The sequence below is a fragment of the Saccharothrix sp. ALI-22-I genome (assembly GCF_001984175.1).
Classification (GTDB): domain Bacteria; phylum Actinomycetota; class Actinomycetes; order Mycobacteriales; family Pseudonocardiaceae; genus Actinosynnema.
Genome location: NZ_MTQP01000041.1, coordinates 13,867 through 34,356 on the forward strand (window position 1 = coordinate 13,867; position 20,490 = coordinate 34,356).

General features: G+C 70.4%; 14 protein-coding genes and 2 pseudogenes. 7 read left to right on the plus strand and 9 right to left on the minus strand.

Features of this window, described 5'->3' with window-relative positions:
* Positions 1–313: 313 nt before the first annotated feature.
* The 6 genes and pseudogenes from ALI22I_RS05595 to ALI22I_RS05625 all read right to left on the minus strand — a co-directional run bounded on the left by ALI22I_RS05595 (position 314) and on the right by ALI22I_RS05625 (position 10,858).
* The gene (locus ALI22I_RS05595; protein WP_077004511.1) at positions 314–5,776 is read right to left on the minus strand and encodes an ATP-binding protein; all 5,463 of its coding nucleotides are present in this window, start codon (positions 5,774–5,776) and stop codon (positions 314–316) included.
* A 290-nt stretch (positions 5,777–6,066) separates the two neighbouring features.
* On the minus strand, positions 6,067–6,468 hold the full coding sequence (locus tag ALI22I_RS05600; RefSeq protein ID WP_143531984.1) for an MmyB family transcriptional regulator: 402 nt from the start codon (positions 6,466–6,468) through the stop codon (positions 6,067–6,069).
* A gap of 630 nt (positions 6,469–7,098) precedes the next feature.
* Positions 7,099–7,662 carry a DJ-1/PfpI family protein gene (locus ALI22I_RS05610; RefSeq protein ID WP_077004461.1) on the minus strand — a complete coding sequence of 188 codons (564 nt, stop codon included), beginning with the start codon at positions 7,660–7,662 and terminating at the stop codon, positions 7,099–7,101.
* 619 nt (positions 7,663–8,281) lie between these two features.
* Positions 8,282–8,422, minus strand: a pseudogene (locus tag ALI22I_RS55370) (helix-turn-helix domain-containing protein); the annotation flags it as partial.
* 169 nt (positions 8,423–8,591) lie between these two features.
* On the minus strand, positions 8,592–9,839 hold the full coding sequence (locus ALI22I_RS05620; RefSeq protein WP_077004462.1) for a PP2C family protein-serine/threonine phosphatase: 1,248 nt from the start codon (positions 9,837–9,839) through the stop codon (positions 8,592–8,594).
* A gap of 716 nt (positions 9,840–10,555) precedes the next feature.
* Positions 10,556–10,858 carry a hypothetical protein gene (locus ALI22I_RS05625; RefSeq protein WP_077004463.1) on the minus strand — a complete coding sequence of 101 codons (303 nt, stop codon included), beginning with the start codon at positions 10,856–10,858 and terminating at the stop codon, positions 10,556–10,558.
* A gap of 644 nt (positions 10,859–11,502) precedes the next feature.
* Between ALI22I_RS05625 and ALI22I_RS05630 the strand changes: the two genes are divergently transcribed.
* The 6 genes and pseudogenes from ALI22I_RS05630 to ALI22I_RS05655 all read left to right on the plus strand — a co-directional run bounded on the left by ALI22I_RS05630 (position 11,503) and on the right by ALI22I_RS05655 (position 16,288).
* Positions 11,503–11,706 (plus strand): hypothetical protein, encoded by a 204-nt coding sequence (locus ALI22I_RS05630; RefSeq protein WP_077004512.1) that lies wholly within the window; start codon positions 11,503–11,505, stop codon positions 11,704–11,706.
* Between the two features lie 121 nt (positions 11,707–11,827).
* A pseudogene (locus ALI22I_RS53115) lies at positions 11,828–12,196 on the plus strand (cbb3-type cytochrome c oxidase subunit I); the annotation flags it as partial.
* Between the two features lie 117 nt (positions 12,197–12,313).
* Positions 12,314–12,577 carry a DUF3040 domain-containing protein gene (locus ALI22I_RS53120; RefSeq protein WP_274522755.1) on the plus strand — a complete coding sequence of 88 codons (264 nt, stop codon included), beginning with the start codon at positions 12,314–12,316 and terminating at the stop codon, positions 12,575–12,577.
* Between the two features lie 341 nt (positions 12,578–12,918).
* Positions 12,919–13,746 carry an inositol monophosphatase family protein gene (locus ALI22I_RS05645; protein ID WP_077004464.1) on the plus strand — a complete coding sequence of 276 codons (828 nt, stop codon included), beginning with the start codon at positions 12,919–12,921 and terminating at the stop codon, positions 13,744–13,746.
* 701 nt (positions 13,747–14,447) lie between these two features.
* Positions 14,448–15,308 (plus strand): MEDS domain-containing protein, encoded by an 861-nt coding sequence (locus ALI22I_RS05650; RefSeq protein ID WP_083751452.1) that lies wholly within the window; start codon positions 14,448–14,450, stop codon positions 15,306–15,308.
* Positions 15,305–16,288: a sensor histidine kinase gene (locus ALI22I_RS05655; RefSeq protein ID WP_077004465.1), complete on the plus strand. Its 984-nt coding sequence runs from the start codon at positions 15,305–15,307 to the stop codon at positions 16,286–16,288. The genes ALI22I_RS05650 and ALI22I_RS05655 overlap by 4 nt, the downstream gene beginning before the upstream one ends.
* Positions 16,289–16,645: 357 nt before the next feature.
* On the opposite strand, the gene ALI22I_RS05660 is transcribed toward ALI22I_RS05655, so the two are convergent.
* The 3 genes from ALI22I_RS05660 to ALI22I_RS05670 all read right to left on the minus strand — a co-directional run bounded on the left by ALI22I_RS05660 (position 16,646) and on the right by ALI22I_RS05670 (position 19,911).
* Positions 16,646–17,023, minus strand: a complete 378-nt coding sequence (locus tag ALI22I_RS05660; protein WP_179118111.1) for an anti-sigma factor antagonist — start codon at positions 17,021–17,023, stop codon at positions 16,646–16,648.
* Between the two features lie 897 nt (positions 17,024–17,920).
* Entirely contained in the window at positions 17,921–18,517 is a 597-nt protein-coding gene (locus ALI22I_RS05665) for an acyl-CoA-like ligand-binding transcription factor (protein WP_202970722.1), read from the minus strand.
* On the minus strand, positions 18,514–19,911 hold the full coding sequence (locus ALI22I_RS05670) for an FAD-dependent monooxygenase (protein ID WP_077004467.1): 1,398 nt from the start codon (positions 19,909–19,911) through the stop codon (positions 18,514–18,516). The genes ALI22I_RS05665 and ALI22I_RS05670 overlap by 4 nt, the downstream gene beginning before the upstream one ends.
* A gap of 87 nt (positions 19,912–19,998) precedes the next feature.
* Between ALI22I_RS05670 and ALI22I_RS54460 the strand changes: the two genes are divergently transcribed.
* The gene (locus tag ALI22I_RS54460) at positions 19,999–20,457 is read left to right on the plus strand and encodes a TetR/AcrR family transcriptional regulator (protein WP_083751453.1); all 459 of its coding nucleotides are present in this window, start codon (positions 19,999–20,001) and stop codon (positions 20,455–20,457) included.
* The last annotated feature ends 33 nt before the right edge of the window (positions 20,458–20,490 follow it).

The window sequence follows — 20,490 nt, forward strand, 5'->3', positions numbered from 1 at the left end:
GGCGGGCACGTGCTCGGCGCCCTGTACCGGGCCGCCTCCCGACCGGACCTGCCGACCTCGGCCGACAACGACTACGACGGAGCGCCTTCAACCTGCATGGACAGAGTTATCGGCAGGCACAACGTCCGCGCCGTACCCGGCCTCGAACAACGCGACAACGGTCTCCCGCTGCCGCTCGGACAACGAACTACCCGGATACGCCGAACCGCTCCCCGGAAGACGGAACTGGATTCCCAGCCCAACTTCCGGGGAGCGGTTCACTACGGTGCCGCCCCCTCGTCACCGGACCCGGACCCGGACCCGGCCGGATTCGCTACGCCTGCCGGGACTCGAGTGCCTCGATGATCCGCGACCGGAGCTCGGCGGCCCGCACCACGGCGTCGACGGAACCGACCTCGACCGCGCGCCCGATGCTGTGGACCCGGTCGAACTCGCCCGCGACCTCGCTCAGCTTCTCGGCCCGGACCGACGAACGCAGCTCGTCGAGCTCGGCGGTCAGCGCGGCCCGGTCGGTACCGGTCGCTGCCGCGCTCCTGGCCTCCAGGTCCCGCATCCGGGGGTCGGCCGCGGTACGGGCGGCGACCTCGCGGGTGAACACCACCGCCGCCGCGGGCGCGCCACCGAGCACGGAGGCGAACGAGCCCTCCACCGCGAGCACGGTCATGTTCGGGTTCAGCGCCTTGGAGAACACGACGAACGCGCCACCGTGGTACCGGGAGATCACGCAGAACACGATCGGCCCCTGGAAGTTCACCACGGCCCGGCCGATCTCCGCGCCGTACTCCAACTGGAGTTTGCGCATCGACTCCGGTGAACCGTCGAACCCGGACAGGTTCGCCAGCACCACGACCGGCCGGTTGCCGCTGGCCGCGTTGATCGCCCGCGCCACCTTCTTCGACGACCTCGGGAACAACGTGCCCGCGGTGTAGGTGTCCGGGCCGTCGGTGGGCGGGAAGCCACGCCGTTCCACCGGACGGGACTCGATGCCCAGCAGGCAGACCGGGATGCCGCCCAAGTGCGCGTCCTGCACGACGGCCGTCTCGGCGTCGGCCATGCCCGCCCAGCGTTCCAGCACCGGACGGTCCTGATCGGACAGCGCGCGCATGACGACCCGGATGTCGAACGGCTTCTTGCGGTCCGGGTTGTGCTCCGAGGAGAAGATCTGCCCGACGCTGGTGAAGTCGCTGCCCACCGCCTGGTGCGGGTAGCCGGTGATGTCACGGTCGAGCGGGTCGGTCGTCGCCACGCGGCGCGGCCCGTCCTCGCCGGGTGCGACGTAGGTGTGCTCGTAGTAGGCCATCAGCAGGTCCCGGGCCGAGACCAGGTCCGGCACCCAGTACTGCGCTTGCCCGTTCGGACCCATGACCCGGTCGTACCCGCCGATGCCGAAGTTGTCCTCGGCGGACACACCACCGGAGAAGTCCAGCGACTGCTTGCCGGTGAGCACCATGGCCGAGTCCGGCGTCATCACCAGGATGCCCTTGGTGTGCATGAGCATCGTGGCCTCGGCGTTCCAGTACGGCTGGGCTCCCACGTTGATACCCGCGACCACGATGTTGATCTCGCCGCCGGCCTGGGTGAACTCGACGATCCGCCTGAGCGCCGCCGCCACCCAGTCCATGTTCTCGGTGCCGGACTCCATGGAGATCCGGGCGCCCGCGGACAACGCGTACCACTCCACCGGGACCTGGAGCCGTTCGGCCAGGTCCAGCGCGGCGATCACCCGGCGGCACTCCGGTTCGGACAGCGCGCCGAGGGAGTCGGTCGGGTCGCCGAGCAGCACGACGCGGGTGACGCCCTCCGGGTGCCGCGCGGTCGGGGTGCTGACCACACCGGCGACCATGGCCGCGGTGTTCTTCCCCTTCGGGCGGTCCACCGGCACCAGTGCGTGGGTCTCGTCCAGGTCGTACTCGGTGAACTCGCCGATCATGCCGGCGATCTCGTACGGGTACACCGTGTTGCGGCTGCTCGCCCGCAGCACCTTCTGCCGGTAGCCGTCCAACGGCGGGATCGGCGTGTCGGAGGGCTCGCCGATGCTGAGCGACGGGGTTCCGGCGGCGTCGAACGAGATCCGCAGCGCGACCCGCACCAGCTCACCGGTCTCCAACCGCTGCCGCAGGATGAACTCGATCTCTTCGAGACCCGCCCCCGCCGTGGTGGGCAGGATCCGCTTCGCGAGCATCTCCAGCTCGCCGAGGGTGATGTCGCTGGCGGGCCAGACGTAGACCACGATGCGGTTGGTGTTGAACCGGGCCGACGACGACCGCAAGGACTGTGCGCGCCGGATCGAGTCCAGGCAGGTCGCCAGCATGTTCTCCGCGGTCGGCAGGGCCGCGAGGCGGCCGTCGTGGTCGCGCAGGGCGACCAGGTCCCGGACCTGGGTGAAGGCCACGATCCGTTCGTCGGCGCGGTTGTCACGGGCGATGCAGTGGAACAGGTACACATCCTCGTCGGACGAGGGCAGCCGCGTGAGGTCGAACTCGCGCAGCCGTTCGAGCTGCATCCGCTGGGCGATGTACGGGTGCAGGCCCCGGATCAGCCGTTCCTCGGCCATCCCGGTGTCCGACGGGCGGAACGTGACGTGCTGGTGCACGACCGCGCCGCCGCGGCCCGCGACGGTGAGCGTGAGCCTGCGGATCTGGTCGGGCAGCGGGTGCGCGCCGACCACGGTCGCCAGCTCGGCGGCCAGGTCGGCGGCTTCCTCCGGCTGGTTCCGCCACGCCAGGTAGACGTCGGCTTCCAGCGGACCCGTGCCCGAGGCCAGTGTCCCGAGGCTCCGCAACGCCTCGCCCAGGTCGTCGTAGTGGGTCGCGGTGGACACCACGGTGAAGTCGGTGCGCTCGGCGGTCACGAACGTGTGGTCGCCGATCGTGCTGGTCCGGATGTCGACCAGGCGCTTGTTGCCGTAGTACCGCCGGGTCAGCACCTCCAGCATGACCGCGTTGTCGACCGTGTCGCGCTCCATGTACTGGCTGAGCAGCCGCACGAGGGGCTCGGTCGTCCGCACCATCGCGGCGACCCGTTCGTCGCGGTCCTCGGCGTGCGGGTTCACGGTCAGGTACCGCGCGTGCTTGCGGACGTCGGCGTAGCTGCGGGCCCGGTTGCGGCGCAGCAGCGGCTGGCCGAGCCAGGCGAACACGACGCCGCGCGCGAGGTCGGAGACCGCGGGGAAGCGCACCTGGGTCGCCGAGACCAGGTGCTCCAGGGCGAGCCCGACCGGCTCGCGCAGCACCTCGTCCGGCGGCGCCTCGTCCAGCCAGGACCGCAGGACCGTGGCCACGACGCCCGCGTCGGCCGTGGCCCGCTGCAGGGCGAGGAAGATCCGGAACACGGCGGCTTCCAGCTCGGGGGTGCGGTCCAGGCTGGTCACGCCGTAGTGGCCGAGCGCCTTGGCGAGCCTGCGCCGGAACCGCTCCGGCAGGCCCGACCGCTCCACGTCCAGGCTCTGCAGGTAGGTGTGGAAGTACTCGCGGGCGCTGTGCACGTGGCTTTCGTCGCCGGTGTCCTCGCCCGCGGGGCGGTTGCGGCTCAGCTCGGCCAGGTCGGCGAACGCGGTCAGCAGCGCGACCTCCCCGGCCAGGGCCCGCCGGCCCGCCTCGGTGGCCTCCTGCCGTGCGGCGAGGTAGTCCCGCAGCACCATGCCGTCGTCGTCCGGGTCGACGTCGAAGCCGAGCAGTCGCCCGCGCAACTCCTGCAGGCCGCGCCGGACGCGGTCGGCGGGGGAGACGTCCGGGAGGGCGGCCAGGTCGAGTTCGACCGGCTGGTCGGCGGCGGTGTCGGCGGTGTCCGCGGCGCCGTTCTCGGCGAGCGGTTCCAGCCGCAGCAGCGGGGCGCCGGTTCCCACCTGGCTGCCGACGGCCACCGCGCATTCCTTCACGCGGGCGGCGAACGGCGCGCGCAGCACCGTCTCCATCTTCATGCTTTCGAGGACCAGCACCGGCGCCCCGGCCTCCACCTCGGCGCCGACCCCGACCGGGGTGGCCACGACCAGCGCGGACGCGGGGGAGCGCAGCACGCCGCCCTCCTCGCGGCTGACCCGGTGCGCGACGCCGTCCACCTCGACCAGCACCACGGGCCCCGTGGTGCCCACGAGCAGGCGGTGGCGGGTCCCGTTGACGCGGATCTGGCCGGTGTGCTGGTCGAACCGGTCCAGCTCGACCTCGGCGGTACGGACCTGCGTCCCCGCCTCGATGCCGACCCGGAACCGCTGCGCACCGACCCGGGTGACCCGGACCCGGTACGTGGTACCCCGCAGCTTGAGGTCCAGTTTGCGCCCGCTCTCGTGCCGCACCTGCGGCCGGCCGCCGAACGCGGTGGACAGCAGCCGCTGCCGCTCGGCGCTCTCCTCTTCCTCGTACGCCTGGATGGCCGCGGCGGCGACGGCCACGGCGGAGTGGCGGTGCGCGATGAGCCCGCCTTCGCCCCGGACCCGGTCGATCCAGCCGGTGTCCGCGGTCGCGTCGACGACCGCCGGCTGGTCGAGCAGGTCGAGGACGAAGCTCTTGTTGGTCGCGCCGCCGTCGATGACCACCGTGGTGTCGGCCATGGCCCGGCGCAGCCTGGCCAGCGCCTCGGCCCGGTCGCGACCGTGGGCGATGATCTTGGCGATCATGGAGTCGAAGTCGGACGGGATGGTGTCGCCCTCGCCGAACCCGGTGTCCACCCGGATGCCGGGACCCGCGGGCAGGCTGAGCCGGGCGATGCGTCCCGGCGACGGCGCGAAGTCCCGGTCCGGGTCCTCGGCGTTGAGCCGGGCCTCGACGGCGTGTCCGCGCTCGACCGGCCGCTCGCCCTCCAGCCGGTCGCCCGCTGCTACCCGGAGCTGGGCTTTGACCAGGTCGAACCCGGTGGTGGCCTCGGTGATCGGGTGCTCGACCTGCAAGCGGGTGTTGACCTCCAGGAAGGCGAACGCCTTGTCCCCGGGGTGGTACAGGAACTCCACGGTGGCCGCACCCCGGTAACCGACCGCGACGGTCAGCCGCTCGGCGGACGCCTTGAGGTCGGCGGCCTGGTCGGCGCTGAGCACCGGGGACGCCGACTCCTCGATGATCTTCTGGTTGCGCCGCTGGACGGAGCAGTCGCGCACGCCCAGCGCCCACGCCGTGCCCTGGCCGTCCGCGATGACCTGCACCTCGACGTGCCGGGCCCCGGTGACCAGGCGTTCGAGGAACACGACCCCGCTGCCGAACGCCCGCGCGGCCTCCTGGCTGGTGCGCTCGTAGGCGTCGGTGAGGTCGGCCGCGCTGGTGATCACGCGGATGCCGCGCCCGCCGCCGCCCGCCGTGGCCTTCAGCATCAGCGGGTAGCCGATCCGGGCCGCGGCCTCCAGGGCGGCGTCCAGCGACTCCACCGGACCCCGGCTCCACGGCGCGACCGGGACGCCGACCTCCTCGGCGATCAGCTTGGAGCCGATCTTGTCCCCGAGCCTGCGCATGGCGTCGGCGCTCGGGCCGATGAAGGTGACCCCGATCTCGTCGCAGAGCGCGGCGAACGCCGGGTCCTCCGCGACGAAGCCCCAGCCCACCCACGCCGCGTCGGCACCGGTCTCCACCAGGGCCTTCTTGAGCACCTTCAGGTCGAGGTAGGGGCGGGCGGACGCGGGACCGAGGTCGTAGGCGATGTCCGCCTCGCGGACGAACGCGGCACCACGGTCCACTTCGGTGTGAAGGGCGAGCGTGTCGATCGCTGTGCCGGTCTCCTCGGCCAGTTCCCGGGCCGCGTGGATGAGCCGCATCGCGGCCTCTCCACGGTTGACGATCGCGATACGGCGGAACATCCGACCGACCATTCCCTTCTGTCCGTGACCTCGAGCCTTGGCGCCTGTCCAGGTCGCTTCCACACTCTGCCTGGTCACCCAACCCGCGTTGTGCCGGGGTGGGCCTACCGGGGACGAGTGTGGCCGACAGGGTGGGCACCACCATCAGCTTCGTCGGTCAGGACCTCGATCGGGACTTGCCCCGCCGGTCAGCGGCTGAACACGGTGGTGGACCAACCGCCGCGCGCCAGGTTGACGAGCTGGCCTGCGACAACAGCCGGGCCACGAACGCCGTTGCCACCAGCCGCGGGCTAGCACATCTGTTGGAGGCCGATCACTGAGAGTAGTCGCAGTGCTTCGTGGGCCGGTGTGCCGGGTTCGGCGGTGAACAGCACGACGTGCTGGTCGCGCTCCGGCACGACGAGGATGTCGCAGGTCAGGGCGATCGGGCCGAGCTGCGGGTGGTCGATGGTCTTGCTCAGGTGGCGCTGATCGGAGACCTCTGGGCTGGGCCACAGCGCGGCGAACTCGGGGCTGCGGCGCAGCAGCTCGCCGACGAGTTCCTGAGTGGCGCGGTCGTCGGGGTACCGGGCTGCTGCGGCGCGTAGATGCCCGGCGGCGAACCGCCCGAAGTCGCCACCGCCGGAGATGCCGCGTGCCGATGGGCCGCACGCTGGGCCAGCCTGCGGACGATCCAGCCGAACGTGTGCCACGCGAGCTCCGGCGCGCGTTCGCGCAGCGCGTCGGTCAGGGTTCAGGCCATCGACCAGCACGGCGAGGTTGTGCGTGGTCAGGATCTGGCTCTGCTCCAGCACCATGCCGTTCGCCGCGACCGAGCCACCGGAGGTGCGCGCCCGCTCCCGGCACAGCGCCGCGAAGTCCTCGGCGGTTCGCTTCCCCCAGCGCAGGGTCCTGCGCCGGGGGTTCGGGCCAGCCCGCCGGCAGCTCGTAGTAGTTCGCGTAGAGCGTGCCGGCCAGCAGACGACTCGCCACCGCGCCGGCGGCCCGCCATTTTTCGCTGTTGGCGAGGGCCGTCTTGAACAGCGGAATCGACCGGGCCAAATCACCCGCCGACCCGCCCGACACTGTCGCTGCCCAGTGCCCGCCACGGGCTCGTCGGCCTCCAGGAACGGGCCGTGCTGCTGGGCGGGACGGTCAAGACCACCGCGACCGCCGACGGCGGGTTCCGGCTCCAACCATGCCTGCCCCTCACACGTCGGCGCGGTCAGTGGGAGGGCGATCTCCAGCACCCCGGGGCGGGAGTAGGCCAGCGCTTCGGCGAGCACGCCGGGGATCGCGTTGGCGGCGTCGGTGGGGGAGCGCGACGGCCAGGACCGACTCCGTCAGGCCCGGACGCTCGACTTCTCCAGCACCTGCATGAACGCGCGGGACCACAGGGGTAGGTCCGGCCAGCCCCGGCAGGACACCATCGCGCCGTCCACGACGTCGGGCTCGTCCACGAACACGGCGCCGGCCTGCTCCATGTCGAACTTCAGGGGCGGGTACGCGGCCGTGGTGCGACCACGCAGGAGCCCCAGCGCGGCCGGCACCTGCGGGCCGTGGCAGATCGTGCCGACCGGGAGCCCGCGGTCGAAGAAGTGCCCGACGACGCGGGCCACGTCCGGGTCGGTTCGGATGTACTCCGGCGCCCGGCCGCCCGGGATCACCAGCGCGTCGTAGTCTTCGGGGTCCACCTCGCCGAACGCCAGGTCCACGGGCAGCAGGTGGCCTGGTTTCTCGGTGTAGGCGTCCCAGCCGGGCTCGAAGTCGTGGACCACGAGCTTCACCGCGCGCGTCGTGGGGGCGGTCACGATCGCCTCGTGGCCGCCCTCGCGCAGGCGGAAGACCGGATACATCGAGTCGAGTTCCTCGGCGGCGTCGGCGGTCAGGATCAGCACTCGCGCCATGGTCACTCCATTCTTCCGCTCGATGCTCCTACTGGGCACCGCGGCGGACCAGACGGTTGATCGCGTGGAGCCGGGCGGGCTCGGTCGTTCTCGGGTCCGGACGGCGGCAGTCCACGAGTGACGGACACCGACGCGGCCTCGTGCGGGTTCCGGGCGGCGTCGGCCGAGCGGCGATCACCGGTCGCTCTACATCGGACAGTCATCGGTGCTCGTGGCTCCAGGGGTGCCGACCCCGGGTCGACGGACCCGGTGCCCAGGTGTTGATCCCGACTCAGCGTGGCATGGGAACGTTCCCGATCACAAGAAGCAATGACCGATCGGCCGAATCGTCCGCATTGAGCCTCTGCGGATGTACGTAGACCCCTACGCCGGGAATCGGCGGCTAAACTTGTCGCCGACATTTTTAGCTCCTCCCGGCCGCCACACCCGAAGTGCCCCACACGGTGTTCGGCGGGTGCACGCCAGAAGAAAGCCACACCAATCCAGTGGTGGGCAGCCGATGAGGGAGCCACCCGTCGAACACCTCGACCGAGCCTGGCCGGGCACCGGCCGTCCCACCAGTCGACAAGGTCTCCCAGTCGCCGCTGTCGGCAGAACAGCGTCTTGAGCCGGCGGTTGACCACGTTCCGCGACCGCCGTGCCGATTCACCTCACGGGACACCACCGAGGCGTCACGACCGATCCGAACCGCGATCTCGTTGTACTCCAACGACTCGGCCAGCCCCCGGGAGATCTCCTCCCGATCGACCAAGGTCAACATCCGACGCACGGCGGGCAGTCCTTCCCCACCGAACACCAAGATCACAGAGGCACACCGTGATCGACTTGGATGGCGACGTGGTGGTCGGAAACGTCGCTGAGGCCAACCGTGGTCATCGCACCGATTGGTCCCGCCCCGGTGGTGCACCGTCGTCTGGGGCGTAGCCCTGTCACACGGGTACAGTTGGTGCCGAGACTGGCCAGCCGGGTCTGGGGCGGTGGCGGGTCACGAGCAAGGCGATGTCGTCGGTGGCCGGTTGGTTACCGACCAGGCCCGCCATGATCCGGGCACAGGCCGTCTCCGCGGTTGCCGGCGCCACGAGTTGGCACAGCTGCTCGAGTCGGCTGTCGAGATCCACGCCACGGCGTTCGACCAGCCCGTCGGTGTAGAACGCGAGCAGCGCGCCGGGCGGCAGATCAAGGGTCGTGCCCTGGCGGCCGGTGACTGCCAGATCGTGCCCGATGGGCGGCCCGAGCGGGGCGTCGACGAGGCGGGCCGGTTCACCGGGGATGGCCAGCACCGGTGGCAGGTGGCCGGCCAGCACCAGGTCGACGCGGGCGGTGGCGGTGTCGATCACGGCGTAGGCGACCGTGGCCATGGTGCTGCGCTCGAAGTGGCTGGCCTTGCGGTCGAGCTTGCCGAGCACCTCCGCCGGATCAGGGAACTCCAGGGCGTAGGCGCGCAGGGCGCTGCGCAGCCGCCCCATGACGATGGCGGCGGGCAGCCCGCTGCCGACCACGTCGCCGATCACCACACCGATGCGCTCGTCGGGCAGTTCGAACACGTCGTACCAGTCGCCGCCCACGCCGTTCTCCGCACCGGGCACGTACCGGGCCGCGAACTCCCAGACGGGCGTGGTCGGCAGCCGGCCGGGCAGGAGGCTGTCCTGCAGCAGGGCCGCCGCCGCCAACTCGGACCGCGAGCGGTGCATGTGCGCCGCCGTCGCCAGCCGGTCCGCAGCGAGCTGCAGCAGGTCGACGTCCTCGTCGGTGAACCGGCGTGACGTGGTGCTGCCGATGTGCAGCACGCCGATCAGCCTGCCCTGTGCCACCATTGGCACGCCGACCATGACCCGAAGACCACGCTCCCACAGCAACGGGTTGACCACGGTGGAGGCGTCGACGTGGTCGATCTGCACCGGTTCCCGACGGTTGGCGACCGTACCGGCGAAACCCGAGCCCACCGGTACCCGCACCCCTTGGATAACCTCTTCCTCCAGGCCGGCGGTCGCCCTGGCCACCAACTGCCCACCGCTGGGGTCCACCAACAGCACGGTGACCGTGTCGACCGCGAACAGCGCCCGCACCTGCTGCAGCAACACGTCGAACAGCTTGTCGAGGTCCAGCTCGCGCAGCGCGCTGTCGGTGATCGCCTCCAACACCTGCAGCCGCCGAGCCAACCGCCGGACATCCGTCATCCGCCCACTCCGTCCCCGACCCGCCGATGTGCACCCAAAGGACAGCACGAGCGCGTGACAGTGGCCATGCAAGCCGGCGCGGAACAAATGGGCGTACCAGTGACCGTAATACGGCATGCACATCGGCTCCACCACCGGCTCTGTCAATTGAGCGGTGTGAGGGCCCTCGTCGATCGTGGGCGCGGTCGGCGGTGCGGTGTCGTCGGGGGAGACGCTTTCGCCATGGCCTGCAGCACCGGTGTCAGGCGTTCCCGGCCACCGGTTCCGAGGTGTTCCACCCCCGTTACTTGCACGGATGAGGTTGTCGGCAGGCACACCGTCCGGAGGCCGCGGCGCCGCACGGCGTACCGCCGCCAGAAAGAACCTCCGCCTCGCCCGCGGCGCTGTCATAACGCGTGAACGGTGCCGCAGCACGCTGGTGACCGAGCTCTTCGTCACCAGCCGGCTCGCCTTGTGCGTGGCCACCCACAGCAACACCACATCCCTGGTGGACCACCGCTCCGGCAGACGAGCGCCCCGTTGCCTGCCGACGGCCGCCGCGACACCGACCAGCCCCGCGTACGACAGCAGTGACGCGAGGTAACCGCCGAGCGGTCGCTGCTCACCACCGGCATAGGCGGATCGGGCCCGGCGCCACCACTCCGCCATCGACATGGACGCTGGGTTACCGGCCCGCGCACCGGCAAACCCGCGTGGTCCCACGTCAACGGACGCGTTCATGCGCCTTGAGGGGATGCGGACCGCACGAGCGCCAGCTGGCTGATCGCCGCCGTCAGCAACGTACGCGCCTCGAGCAGTTCGCCGAACTCGAGATGCTCGCACGCCGCTCCGGCACATGCGAGAGCCTGCCGCAGCGGAAGCTGATCGCCTGCTCGCACGCCGAAGGCGAGGACGTCGTGCAGGCGATCCCGCGCACTGCGCGCGTGTACCTCCGCGTCCTCCGGCGAAGCGGTCTTCGTCTCGTGCAACGCCTTCTGGATCTCCTGGTCCACCAGATCGGTGAGTTCCCGGACCGTCATGGCAGGACCGTCCGGGTTGTCCGCCGGGGAGTCGGCGGACGATGCGGAGTGAGACCGTTCCCCGCACACACCGCCGCTCGGTTGGCCGTTCGCGCGCGCTGACGTCCCAGCGAGGTCCGGATCCATCCCGATCACCGCCTCCGCCGCCGCACGACACGACGACTGCTCGACGTGTGCGTCGGATACCCGGGGCGGGCGGCGGCCAATCCGCAGTCCGGTTGCGACAGTCATCGATCTCGTGGCACGGCGACGCATCAGACGCATCACCTGACGAACCCGGCGTTGTCACTCCGTGGTGGGAGGGATGCCTGCCTGCCGGCCGGGTATCCGCGTTCGACCGCGTCAAAGACGCCGTGCGGTCCAGCCTGTCCGACGAAGAACGCTGAAGCCGGTCCCACCGCCCCAACGCGACCATCGAGCGGGACGGGCGGGGCCGCGCGGCACGCGGATCAGACGGCGTGGCGCCGCTTGTCCCACCTGTGCGAGGGATGTGCGGCGTTCGCGTGCCGAGGAGGACAAGTGGGGGAGGAGCGTCGGCTGGAACGGTGCCGGACGGGCGCAAGGCGATCCGGGAGGCGATGATGGTCTTCGGCACGCCAGGTCAGCAGGCATCGGTCTGCTCGTCAGCGGGTACTCACGGACGCATGAACACGCCTGAGATCGACCCCGTCACCGCTGCCGAGATGGAACGGGAACCTGACTTCGCCGAGGAACACACCCGGCCGACGTTCGCCGACGAGCAGACCGGCACGGCCAACACGCAGCCGGACGAGTCCACGCCCGAAGGCGAGGGTGGCGACGGCGGGATGGACATGAACAGGACCGGGGACCCCGGTCACGGTCGGTGACGCGCGGACGCCGCATCCGGTCAGCCGGTGTTCATCGCCTGTGCTCTCGCGCTCCGGGAAGTGGCCGATGAGCTGGGCCTGCACCCGCCGACCCGGGCGATCTTGTGAGCACACCACACGACCAGGGCAGTACAGGCAGGCGCTGCCGTTCTTCGGCATCGCCTCGGAGATCCTGCCGGTGTTCAGCCGCAAACCGATCTTCGGCTACAAGGGACTGGTCTTCGCCACGATCGCGATCGCGCTGTACTCGGTGATCGTGTGGGCGCACCCCATGTACGCCACCGGCGCGGTGCTGATGCTGTTCTTCTCCGCCACCACCTTCATCATCGCCATCCCGGCCGGCATCAAGTTCTTCAACTGGATCGGCACGATGTGGAAGGGGCAGCTGACGTTCGAGTCGCCGATGCTGTTCAGCGTCGGGTTCCTGGTGACGTTCCTGTTCGGCGGCCTGTCCGGCATCCTGCTCGCCTCACCGCCCGTCGACTTCCACGCTCAAACGCGACCAGAACGAGGTCGAGATCGACCAGACCACCGAGAAGTACGTCGCGCCCACCAACCGCGAGACCAAACACGACGACTGACCTCCCTACAGGCCGTGGAGGGTGTGATGACCCGGTACGAACGCCGTCAGCTCCGCACGGTCGAACGCATGTTCGAGGTGACCGGCCCTGGTCTGGCATCGGTCCTCGCCGGCCGGGGAACCCGCTTGCGACCGACCCAACGCGCATCGACCAGGGCGTGGGTGGCACTTCTGGGCATCACCCTGGTGCTCTGCGGAGCACCGGTCCTGCCGCTGACCTTCGTCGGATGCCTGCTGCTCATGACCGCTGCCTGCCTCCACGTCACACGACCCCGACGAGCCCGGCCGTAGAGCCGCGCGCCTCGCTCGTCGAGCGGGTTTGCCCGTCGAGGGTCGTGGTATCCCACGCTCGACCTGGATGACGCGGCTGTGGCAGCGTCGTGTGGTTGCTTTTCTCGGTAGGTCGGTCAAAACAGGTGCCGGCCCCCACCGCATCCGGTGGCTGGGCGCGCCGTGGTACCCGGCCACATCACCTCCTTCGCCCGGTGTGCCGGGGTCACGTGCCTCGGCGGAGGTTCGACCACTGAGGACCGTCATGACCGAGACACCGTCGACATCTCTCCGGTCGTCCACTTCGGACTCGGCGGGTTCCGCCCGACACACAGTTCGACGCGCCGCAAGGGGTGGGTGCAGTGGACCTCGATGAACTGCTGGTCGTCGCCCGAACCGCCGCGCAAGCCGGAGGCCGCAAGGCTGCGTTCTGGCACCATCGCGCGCATCGTCTTTTCCTCGAGGAGGAGGCCGCGCCGGACGCCCTGATCGGTGAAGCACGCCGGGACGCCGACGGGGCCGTCCGATCGGTGTTGACGCGGCGGCGGCCGAACGACGGCGTCCTCGGCCGGGAGGGGAGCACCGCGGGCCACACCCACGTGCGGTGGATCATCGACTCGATCGGTGGGAGCATCGACTACCTCTACGAACGGCCGGACTGGGCGGTCAGTGTGGCCGCCGCGGCGCCCGGTGGCGCGCTGCTGGTCGGCGTCGTGTTCGAGCCCGCGTTGGGCCGGGTGACCGAGGCCAGGCTCGGTGGAGGCACCCTCACCAACGGTGAACCGGTGCCCGCGCCGGGCAAGCGAGACCTGACCCGCGCCCTGGTCGAGGTCGCTCCCGTCGGGCGAAGCGCCTCGGCGGGCCGCACGGTCGACGCACTCGTGCCACGCGTGGGTCAGCTCCGGCGTGGAGGCAGCACTTCCGCGGCCCTCGCCCGGGTCGCCACCGGCCGGGCCGACGCGCTGTGGGCACCCGACCTGAAACCGTGGGACTGCGCCGCCGGCGTCCTGCTGGTGCAAGAAGCCGGCGGAACGGTCGGAGACCTCGTGGGCCCGTCACCACACACGTGGCCCGGCAGCGGGGACGTGCTGGCCGCGGCCCCCGCGCTGTGGAGCCCACTGAGAGCCCTGCTGGCGCAGGTCCACCCACCGACGTCCACCGACTACGGCATGGTCGTCACAGACCGATGAGCGGTCCGACCGTTGTCGGTGTCCGCTACGGCGATGATCGCGAGGACGACGGGGCGCAGGCTGGTTGTCCAGGAACGGGTTCGCCACCACCGGGCCCCTTCGGCGAGCAGGATACGGCGGATCAGCGAGTCCAGCGTCCAGTGCGCCGGACCGCCCTCCTGGTCGGCGTCCAGGGTGCCGTCGGACTGCCGCGGGCGGGATTGGTCCGGCGCAGCACGGCGACCTCGTGTCGAAGTACCAGCAGTTCGACGTCCCTGGCCTCCTGACCAGCACGGCCGCCATTTTCGGCAAGCACAACGTCGCCGACCGGTGGCGACACGATCGGGTGATCTGTAGTGCCTCCTGAAATCGCCGCTCGTCTGTGGGACGCACGTTCGTAGGTGGTGTGGGACGTGACGGGCGTGACACGACCGCGACGGCACGATCAGGAGGACTTCCGTCCCGCTTCCGAGCGCGACATTCGACGTGATGCCGCCGATAACGACGTGTTCATGGCCCGAGGGGATGACGTTGCCACCTGGCCTGCCGATGGATCCCGATCACCGCTCACCCTGGTGGCATTGTCCACTCCCACCCCCTCCGCCTACCTGTCACCGCCAGGAGTGGCGTCCGCCCCGCTGAACCATTCCTGCTACTGGCGGTGTATGCGTCGCCCGGAGCCTGCGTTGCCCGCTGGTGTCCGGTGCCACTAACCTTGTGCAGTGCGTTCGTCACGGCTGGTAGAAACCGCGCAGGGCTTGGGCCTGCACGATCATCTGTGCTGGCGGTACGACGACCCGGCGGAGCTGCGGGCGCGTGTTCGGGAGTTCCTGAGCGATGGTCTCGCGAGGGGGCAACGCGTCTTCTATGTCGGGTCCGCCCCGGCCGACGCCCTGCTCGCCGAGCTGCAGGGGATCGACGGCATCGACGAGGCGTGGCGCCGTGGCGCCGTGCGGGTCGCGTCACTGACCGATACCCACTCGATCGATACGCCGGTTGAACCGACCGCGCAAGTGCGGGCCTACGTCGCTGCCACCGCCGAGGCACTCGCGGCCGGGTTCACCGGACTGCGGGTGGCGGCCGAGGCCACCCCACTGGTGCGGACCGCCGCGCAACTGGAGGCATTCGTCCGCTACGAGCACCTGGTGGACCAGTACATCGCCGCGCACCCGTTCTCGGCGATGTGCGCGTACAACGCCGGCGAACTGGGTGACAGCGTGATCGAGCAACTGGCATGCCTGCACCCGAACACCAACCAGGACACCATCGGCTTCCGGCTGCACGGCTCCTCCAACGGGGCATACAGCGCCAGCCTGCACGGCGAGCTGGACCTGTCCACCGCGAACCTGTTCATCGCCGCCCTGCACCGCATCGAGCTGCCGCTGCGTGACGGCGAGCTGGTCATCGACGCGACCGGTCTGGACTTCATCGACCACGGCAGCCTGCTGCGGTTGCACGACCACGCACAACGCCGCGCCGCCACCCTCGTCCTGCACACCTCACACGCCGGCCCGGCCCGCATCGCGCAGGCGCTCGACCTCGCCGATGTCCGCGTGGAACAACGAGTGGAACACGCCGCATGACCACCACCACGCCAACCGGGCAGGACCCGTTCGTCCACCCCGCACTGTTCTACCGCTCCGCCACCGAGTACCTGGACGCGCTGGTGCCGTTCATCACCGACGGCCTGGCAGCCCGGCAGCCGGTCGCCGTCGCCGTGCCCGGCCCCAACCTCCGGCTGCTCACCTCCGCACTCGGCGAGGCGGCCGAGCAGCTGTACATGCTGGACATGACCGTCGCCGGTCGCAACCCGGGCCGGATCATCCCCGGAGTGCTGCGCCGCTTCGCCGACACCCACGTCGACCGGCACGTCCGGATCATCGGCGAACCGATCTGGCCGGCCCGCTCCGCCACCGAATACCCGGCCTGCGCCCAGCACGAAGCCCTGATCAACCTCGCGTTCGCCGGGCGCGACGTCACCATCGTCTGCCCCTACGACACCGAAGGGCTGGACGCCGAAGCCCTCGCCGACGCCCGTGCCACCCACCCACTCGTGTGGGAAGCCGACCGGCGGTACGCCAGCGCGGACTACGCCCCCGACCACGTGGTCGCCCGCTACAACCAGCCGCTCAACCACTCCGAGGGCGCCGAGGTCCACCTCGTCTCCACCGCGAACGACCTGTCGCCTGCTCGCCGGCGGATTGCCGACCACGCTCGGACACTCGGACTGAAACCGGACCGGATCGCGGACCTCGAACTCATCGCCACCGAACTCGCCACCAACAGCCTCATCCACGCAGGCGCGCCGTGCGAACTGCGGATCTGGCGCGACAACGGCCATGTCATCTGCGAAGCACGGAACACCGGACAACTGACCGACCCCCTCGTCGGCCGCCGACCAGCGACACCCCACACCTTCTCCGGCCGCGGCCTGCTGGTGATCAACAACCTGGCCGACCTGGTCCGCACCCACACCAGCCCGAACGAAACCACCATCCGCGCCTACCTCCGCGCCGAACGCCAGTCGGTCGAGCCAATCATCCCGGCAGCTACCAAGCACTGACGAACACCGGCCAACGTCGCCACCCACGCCCACCCAGGCGGCAAGGGATGCCTGCGCGGGTGGAGGGCAAAGACCGTGTGGGCCGAGATGTCCTGCTCCTCGGACACGATCTTCCGCGACGGCCGGTAGGCGTCGGCCGGGCGCGGTGCGAACCGGGTTTCGAGCCGCCCGGTTCGCACCGCGCAACCAGACCGGCGTGGGCGCTGGTTGCTCAACGACACCGCGTCGAGCCTGGCCACCACTTGCGCGATCCCGCCGTCCCGGTCGCGCGCCGGAAACGACACACCCCGGCCACACCTGCTCGTGTGACGGTAAACGCCTGATCCCACGTGCGGCGCACGGTCGGGCTTCCGCTGGTTATGCGGCTGATCGGGCGAGGTCGAGGGCCTCCTGCAGTGTCGGGCGCACCCGCAGCACCTCGACGGTCCCGGTGACCTGCAGTGTCCTGAGCACCGGACGTCGACCGGCGGCCACGGCGAACCCGACACCCAACCGGGTAGCGCGCCCGCAGGCCTCCAGCATCGCCGTCACGCCCAGCGAACCGAAGAACTCCACGCCTTCGAGGTCGACCACCAACCCGACGGGCCGCTGGTCCAACCGGGCGGTCAACTCCGCGCTGATCACCTCGATGCTGTTGTGGTCCACCTCGCCGGCCACGCTGGTGACCAGCACGCCGTCCTGCTCGGTGTGCGCGATGTCGACCCACGGGCCGATGTCGATGAGTCGGTCGTCCACGTGCGGGACCACCCTTCACCTCGTGACGGCGGGAACAGTGGTCCGGGCACACTGTTGAACCCGGGATGCGTTCCGCGAACAGCCCGCGACGTCACCGGGCACCACCACGTTACGGCGGCATCCGGTTAAACCTCAACCTCCGAGGACAGTTCCGGTGCGGCGGTTCACTCGTCGGGATGACAGCGATACCAGACCACAGTGACGGGAACGCACGGCCTGTTCGGCGGCGCCGCCCATTCACGGCGAGGGTTCACCATGTATCGCCGCGACAAGTCCGACATGAGCGGCCGTCACATCAAGCGAACGTGCCGGGCGGGGGCGTGCCACCGCCCCGGCGCCGTCCGGTTCATCGACGTTCCGGTCCACGGCTGTTCGAGTCCGCGATGTCGACGGCCCGGACTTCGCCCTGTCCGTCCTCGGTGACGCCCGTCATGGCGCCGGGAACGGGATGTCGGTGTGCCGGCTCTTGCAGCGTCTCCTGAGTTCCGCTACGCGAGCCTTCCCGTCATCCGAGGCAGGATCGGACGGCCTCGGCCAGGTTCGCCGCCCGCGGGTCGTCGGGCCGGTAGTTCCAGAGGTTGGTGACGTAGCCGAAGCCGACACCGGCGTCGGGGTCGGCGAAGCCGATCGACTTGGCTGAGGCGACTGCGCTCCACCGGCCACCGGGACCCCGACCGCATCGGACACAGCCCCGGCGAGGTACGACGCGGCATCACCGTCCCGACGAGCACGGCCGGGCAGCGCGAGTCGCGTTCGCCGTGAACACACCGGCATGCCGGTGAACCGCGTGTCGGAAGCGTAGCTGCGTTTCATCGACGAGCACGCAACTCGGCATTGATCGGCGCACCGGTGCGGTGGCGACACAGCGCCGTGCTGTGGTGATGCACCGAAGTGTGTTCAGCGTCCCGTGCTCAAGGCCGCGAACGCCTCGTCGACCAGCGTCCGAAGATCTTCGGTGCCGTCACCGTCGACCCATGCGGTCAGTGCGGTGATGAGCGCGGCGGTGGCTGCTGCGGCGATGACCCTCAGGCGGAGGTCGACGGGTCGCTGCTCGCGGTCGGCCAGTGCCTGGGCCAGGAGGGATTGTGTGGTGGCGGTGTTGCGCCATTGGCGGGCGCGCAGGGCGGGGGTGGTGACGACCAGCCGGGTTCGGGTGTAGACGGCGTCGCGGTCGGTGGCGAGCACGGCGTCCAGGCCGGTGTGCAGTGCGGCGTGCAGAGCGGTCAGCGGGCTTTCGCCGGCCGGTCGGTTGCGGACCAGTTCGGCGATGAGCGGGTCGTAGTCGTCGTCCTCGACCACGGCTTCCTTGGTGGGGAAGTAGCGGAAGAACGTCATGTGGGACACGCCCGCGGCGGCGGCGATCTCCTCCACGGTGGTCTCGTCGTAGCCCTTGCTCAGGAACAGCCGCAACGCGTGGTCCTGGATCGCACGGCGGGTGCGCGCCTTGCGCTGCTCACGCAGCCCGCCGGCGGGCTTGGTCTGGTCCGGTGTCACCGGTCAAGCATGGCCGTCAGTGCTCGGCGCAGCGCGTCCGGCTCGGCCTTTCCGCGCCACGCGAGGTGCCCGTCGGGGCGGACGAGCAGTACCTCCTGGCCCTCGCGGTGCACTTCCCGCACGTCATCCAGCAGGTCACGTGCCACCGACGCGCACGCGTTGCCCGTCGGCGCGGCGAGCGTCCATTGGAATCCGGGGTGGCGGGCGAACTCGGCCACCCGGTCGCCGACCCGCGGTCGTCTGCCGAAGGGGGAGCGGGCGTAACTGGTCTTGAGCTGCGAGGCCTGCTCCCAGATCAGTTTCCGCACCGGTGCCAGTCCTATGAGCGGGAACAGCACGCGGTCGCGCACCACTCGGGCGGCCGCCGATTCACCCAGTACCAGACCGGTCAGGCCGGTGGTCGAGTCGAGCACGTCGGCTGCCACCGGTCTGCGTTCGGTCTCGTAGCCGTCGAGCAGGCCGTGTCCCGCACGGCCCGAGACGACCAGGGCCAGTCGCCACGCCAGGTTCTCAGCGTCGCCCAACCCGGTGTTCATGCCCTGTCCGCCGAACGGGCTGTGGATGTGCGCGGCGTCCCCCGCCAGCAGCACCCGCCCCTGCCGGTAGGTCTCGGCCAGGCGTCGGTGGATGCGGAACACCGATGTCCACACCCACTCGTCGTCCGCACCGATTTGGAGACCGGCGTGTCGGTCGGCGGCGGCTGCCAGGAATGCCGGGACGTCCTCGACCGCAACGCCCGGCGCGGGCGCCATGAACCGCCACACCCCGTCCGGCAGCGGGAACGCCGAGAACATCTCCTTGCCCCGCACCCACACCCCGACCGCGTCACTGGGCAACGGCAGTTCCACGCGCAGGTCACCGAGCACGAACCCCTCGACCAGCGGCACACCGGGAAACCCGATGCCGGCCGTCTTGCGCACCGCGCTGTGCGCACCGTCGCAGCCCACCACCCACTCGGCGTCCACCCGACCCGCCGAGGTGGACAACACCACGCCGTCGCCGTCCTGTCCGACACCGGTGACCTGGGTGCCCCACTCGACCCGGACGCCCAGCTCGCCGAGCCGTGCCCGCAACCGGGCCTCGACCTCGGCCTGGGACACCAGCAGTCCGGGCTGCCGCACCAGCTTCGTCGGCTGGCCGACCCGCAGCTCGCCCGCACGCCGACCACCGACGTGGATCACCACCCGGCCGATGCCAACCGACCGTTGCGGCAGATCGCCCAGGGCACCGAGCCTGCCCAGCACCTCACCGCCCCGCGGTTGCAGCCCCAACGCCCGCGACGTCGTGGCCGGCCCGGCGGCACCGTCCACCACCCGTACCGGCACGCCCTGCGCCCGCAGCGCGCACGCCACCGCCAAGCCGGTCGGTCCCGCCCCTACTACGACAACACCCATACGGATAAGTGTTAGCCACTAACAAGTGGTAGTCAATAACATATTTGCGGCCCTTGATGGGCTGAACAGTTGTTCAATGCTTTGAACATGCGTTCAGCTTCCGATTTGACCGCCCGGGTCCGGATCCGCGATGCCGCCTTGGCCGGGTTCGGTGCTGAGGGCGTCGCCGGGACTTCCGTGCGTGCGGTCGCTGCGGATGCCGGGGTGTCTGCCGCGTTGGTGCTGCACCACTTCGGCTCGAAGGAGGGGTTGCGGCAGGCGTGTGACGAGTATGTGCTGGAGGGGATCCGGTCCGATGGTGACGCCGATGTGGCTGCGCTGGGGGACATGCTGCGGGCAGCGACTCCGGTGCGGCGGTATCTTGCGGCTCGGTTGGGGGATCGGTTGGTCCGGTCGTGGTGGCGTGAGCTGTCGGGCTTGGTGTGGTCGGCGGTGGTTGTAGTGGGAGACGTAGCGGTCCAGCACTGCTTTCAAGTGGTGTTCGTTGATGATGAGCGGCGGTCGGTGGCTTCGCGTCTGATGGTGCCGACGAATCGTTCGGCGTAGCAGTTGGCTCGTGGGCAGCGTGGTGGGATCTTC

Bases quoted from the DNA above. Each gene is read 5' to 3' on its own strand.
- ALI22I_RS05625 (WP_077004463.1), bottom strand. From the start codon at position 10,858: ATGACGGTCCGGGAACTCACCGATCTGGTGGACCAGGAGATCCAGAAG.
- ALI22I_RS54460 (WP_083751453.1), top strand. From the start codon at position 19,999: ATGCGTTCAGCTTCCGATTTGACCGCCCGGGTCCGGATCCGCGATGCC.
- ALI22I_RS05620 (WP_077004462.1), bottom strand. From the start codon at position 9,839: ATGACGGATGTCCGGCGGTTGGCTCGGCGGCTGCAGGTGTTGGAGGCG.
- ALI22I_RS05655 (WP_077004465.1), top strand. From the start codon at position 15,305: ATGACCACCACCACGCCAACCGGGCAGGACCCGTTCGTCCACCCCGCA.
- ALI22I_RS05595 (WP_077004511.1), bottom strand. From the start codon at position 5,776: ATGTTCCGCCGTATCGCGATCGTCAACCGTGGAGAGGCCGCGATGCGG.
- ALI22I_RS53120 (WP_274522755.1), top strand. From the start codon at position 12,314: ATGACCCGGTACGAACGCCGTCAGCTCCGCACGGTCGAACGCATGTTC.
- ALI22I_RS05630 (WP_077004512.1), top strand. From the start codon at position 11,503: ATGAACACGCCTGAGATCGACCCCGTCACCGCTGCCGAGATGGAACGG.
- ALI22I_RS05670 (WP_077004467.1), bottom strand. From the start codon at position 19,911: ATGGGTGTTGTCGTAGTAGGGGCGGGACCGACCGGCTTGGCGGTGGCG.
- ALI22I_RS05610 (WP_077004461.1), bottom strand. From the start codon at position 7,662: ATGGCGCGAGTGCTGATCCTGACCGCCGACGCCGCCGAGGAACTCGAC.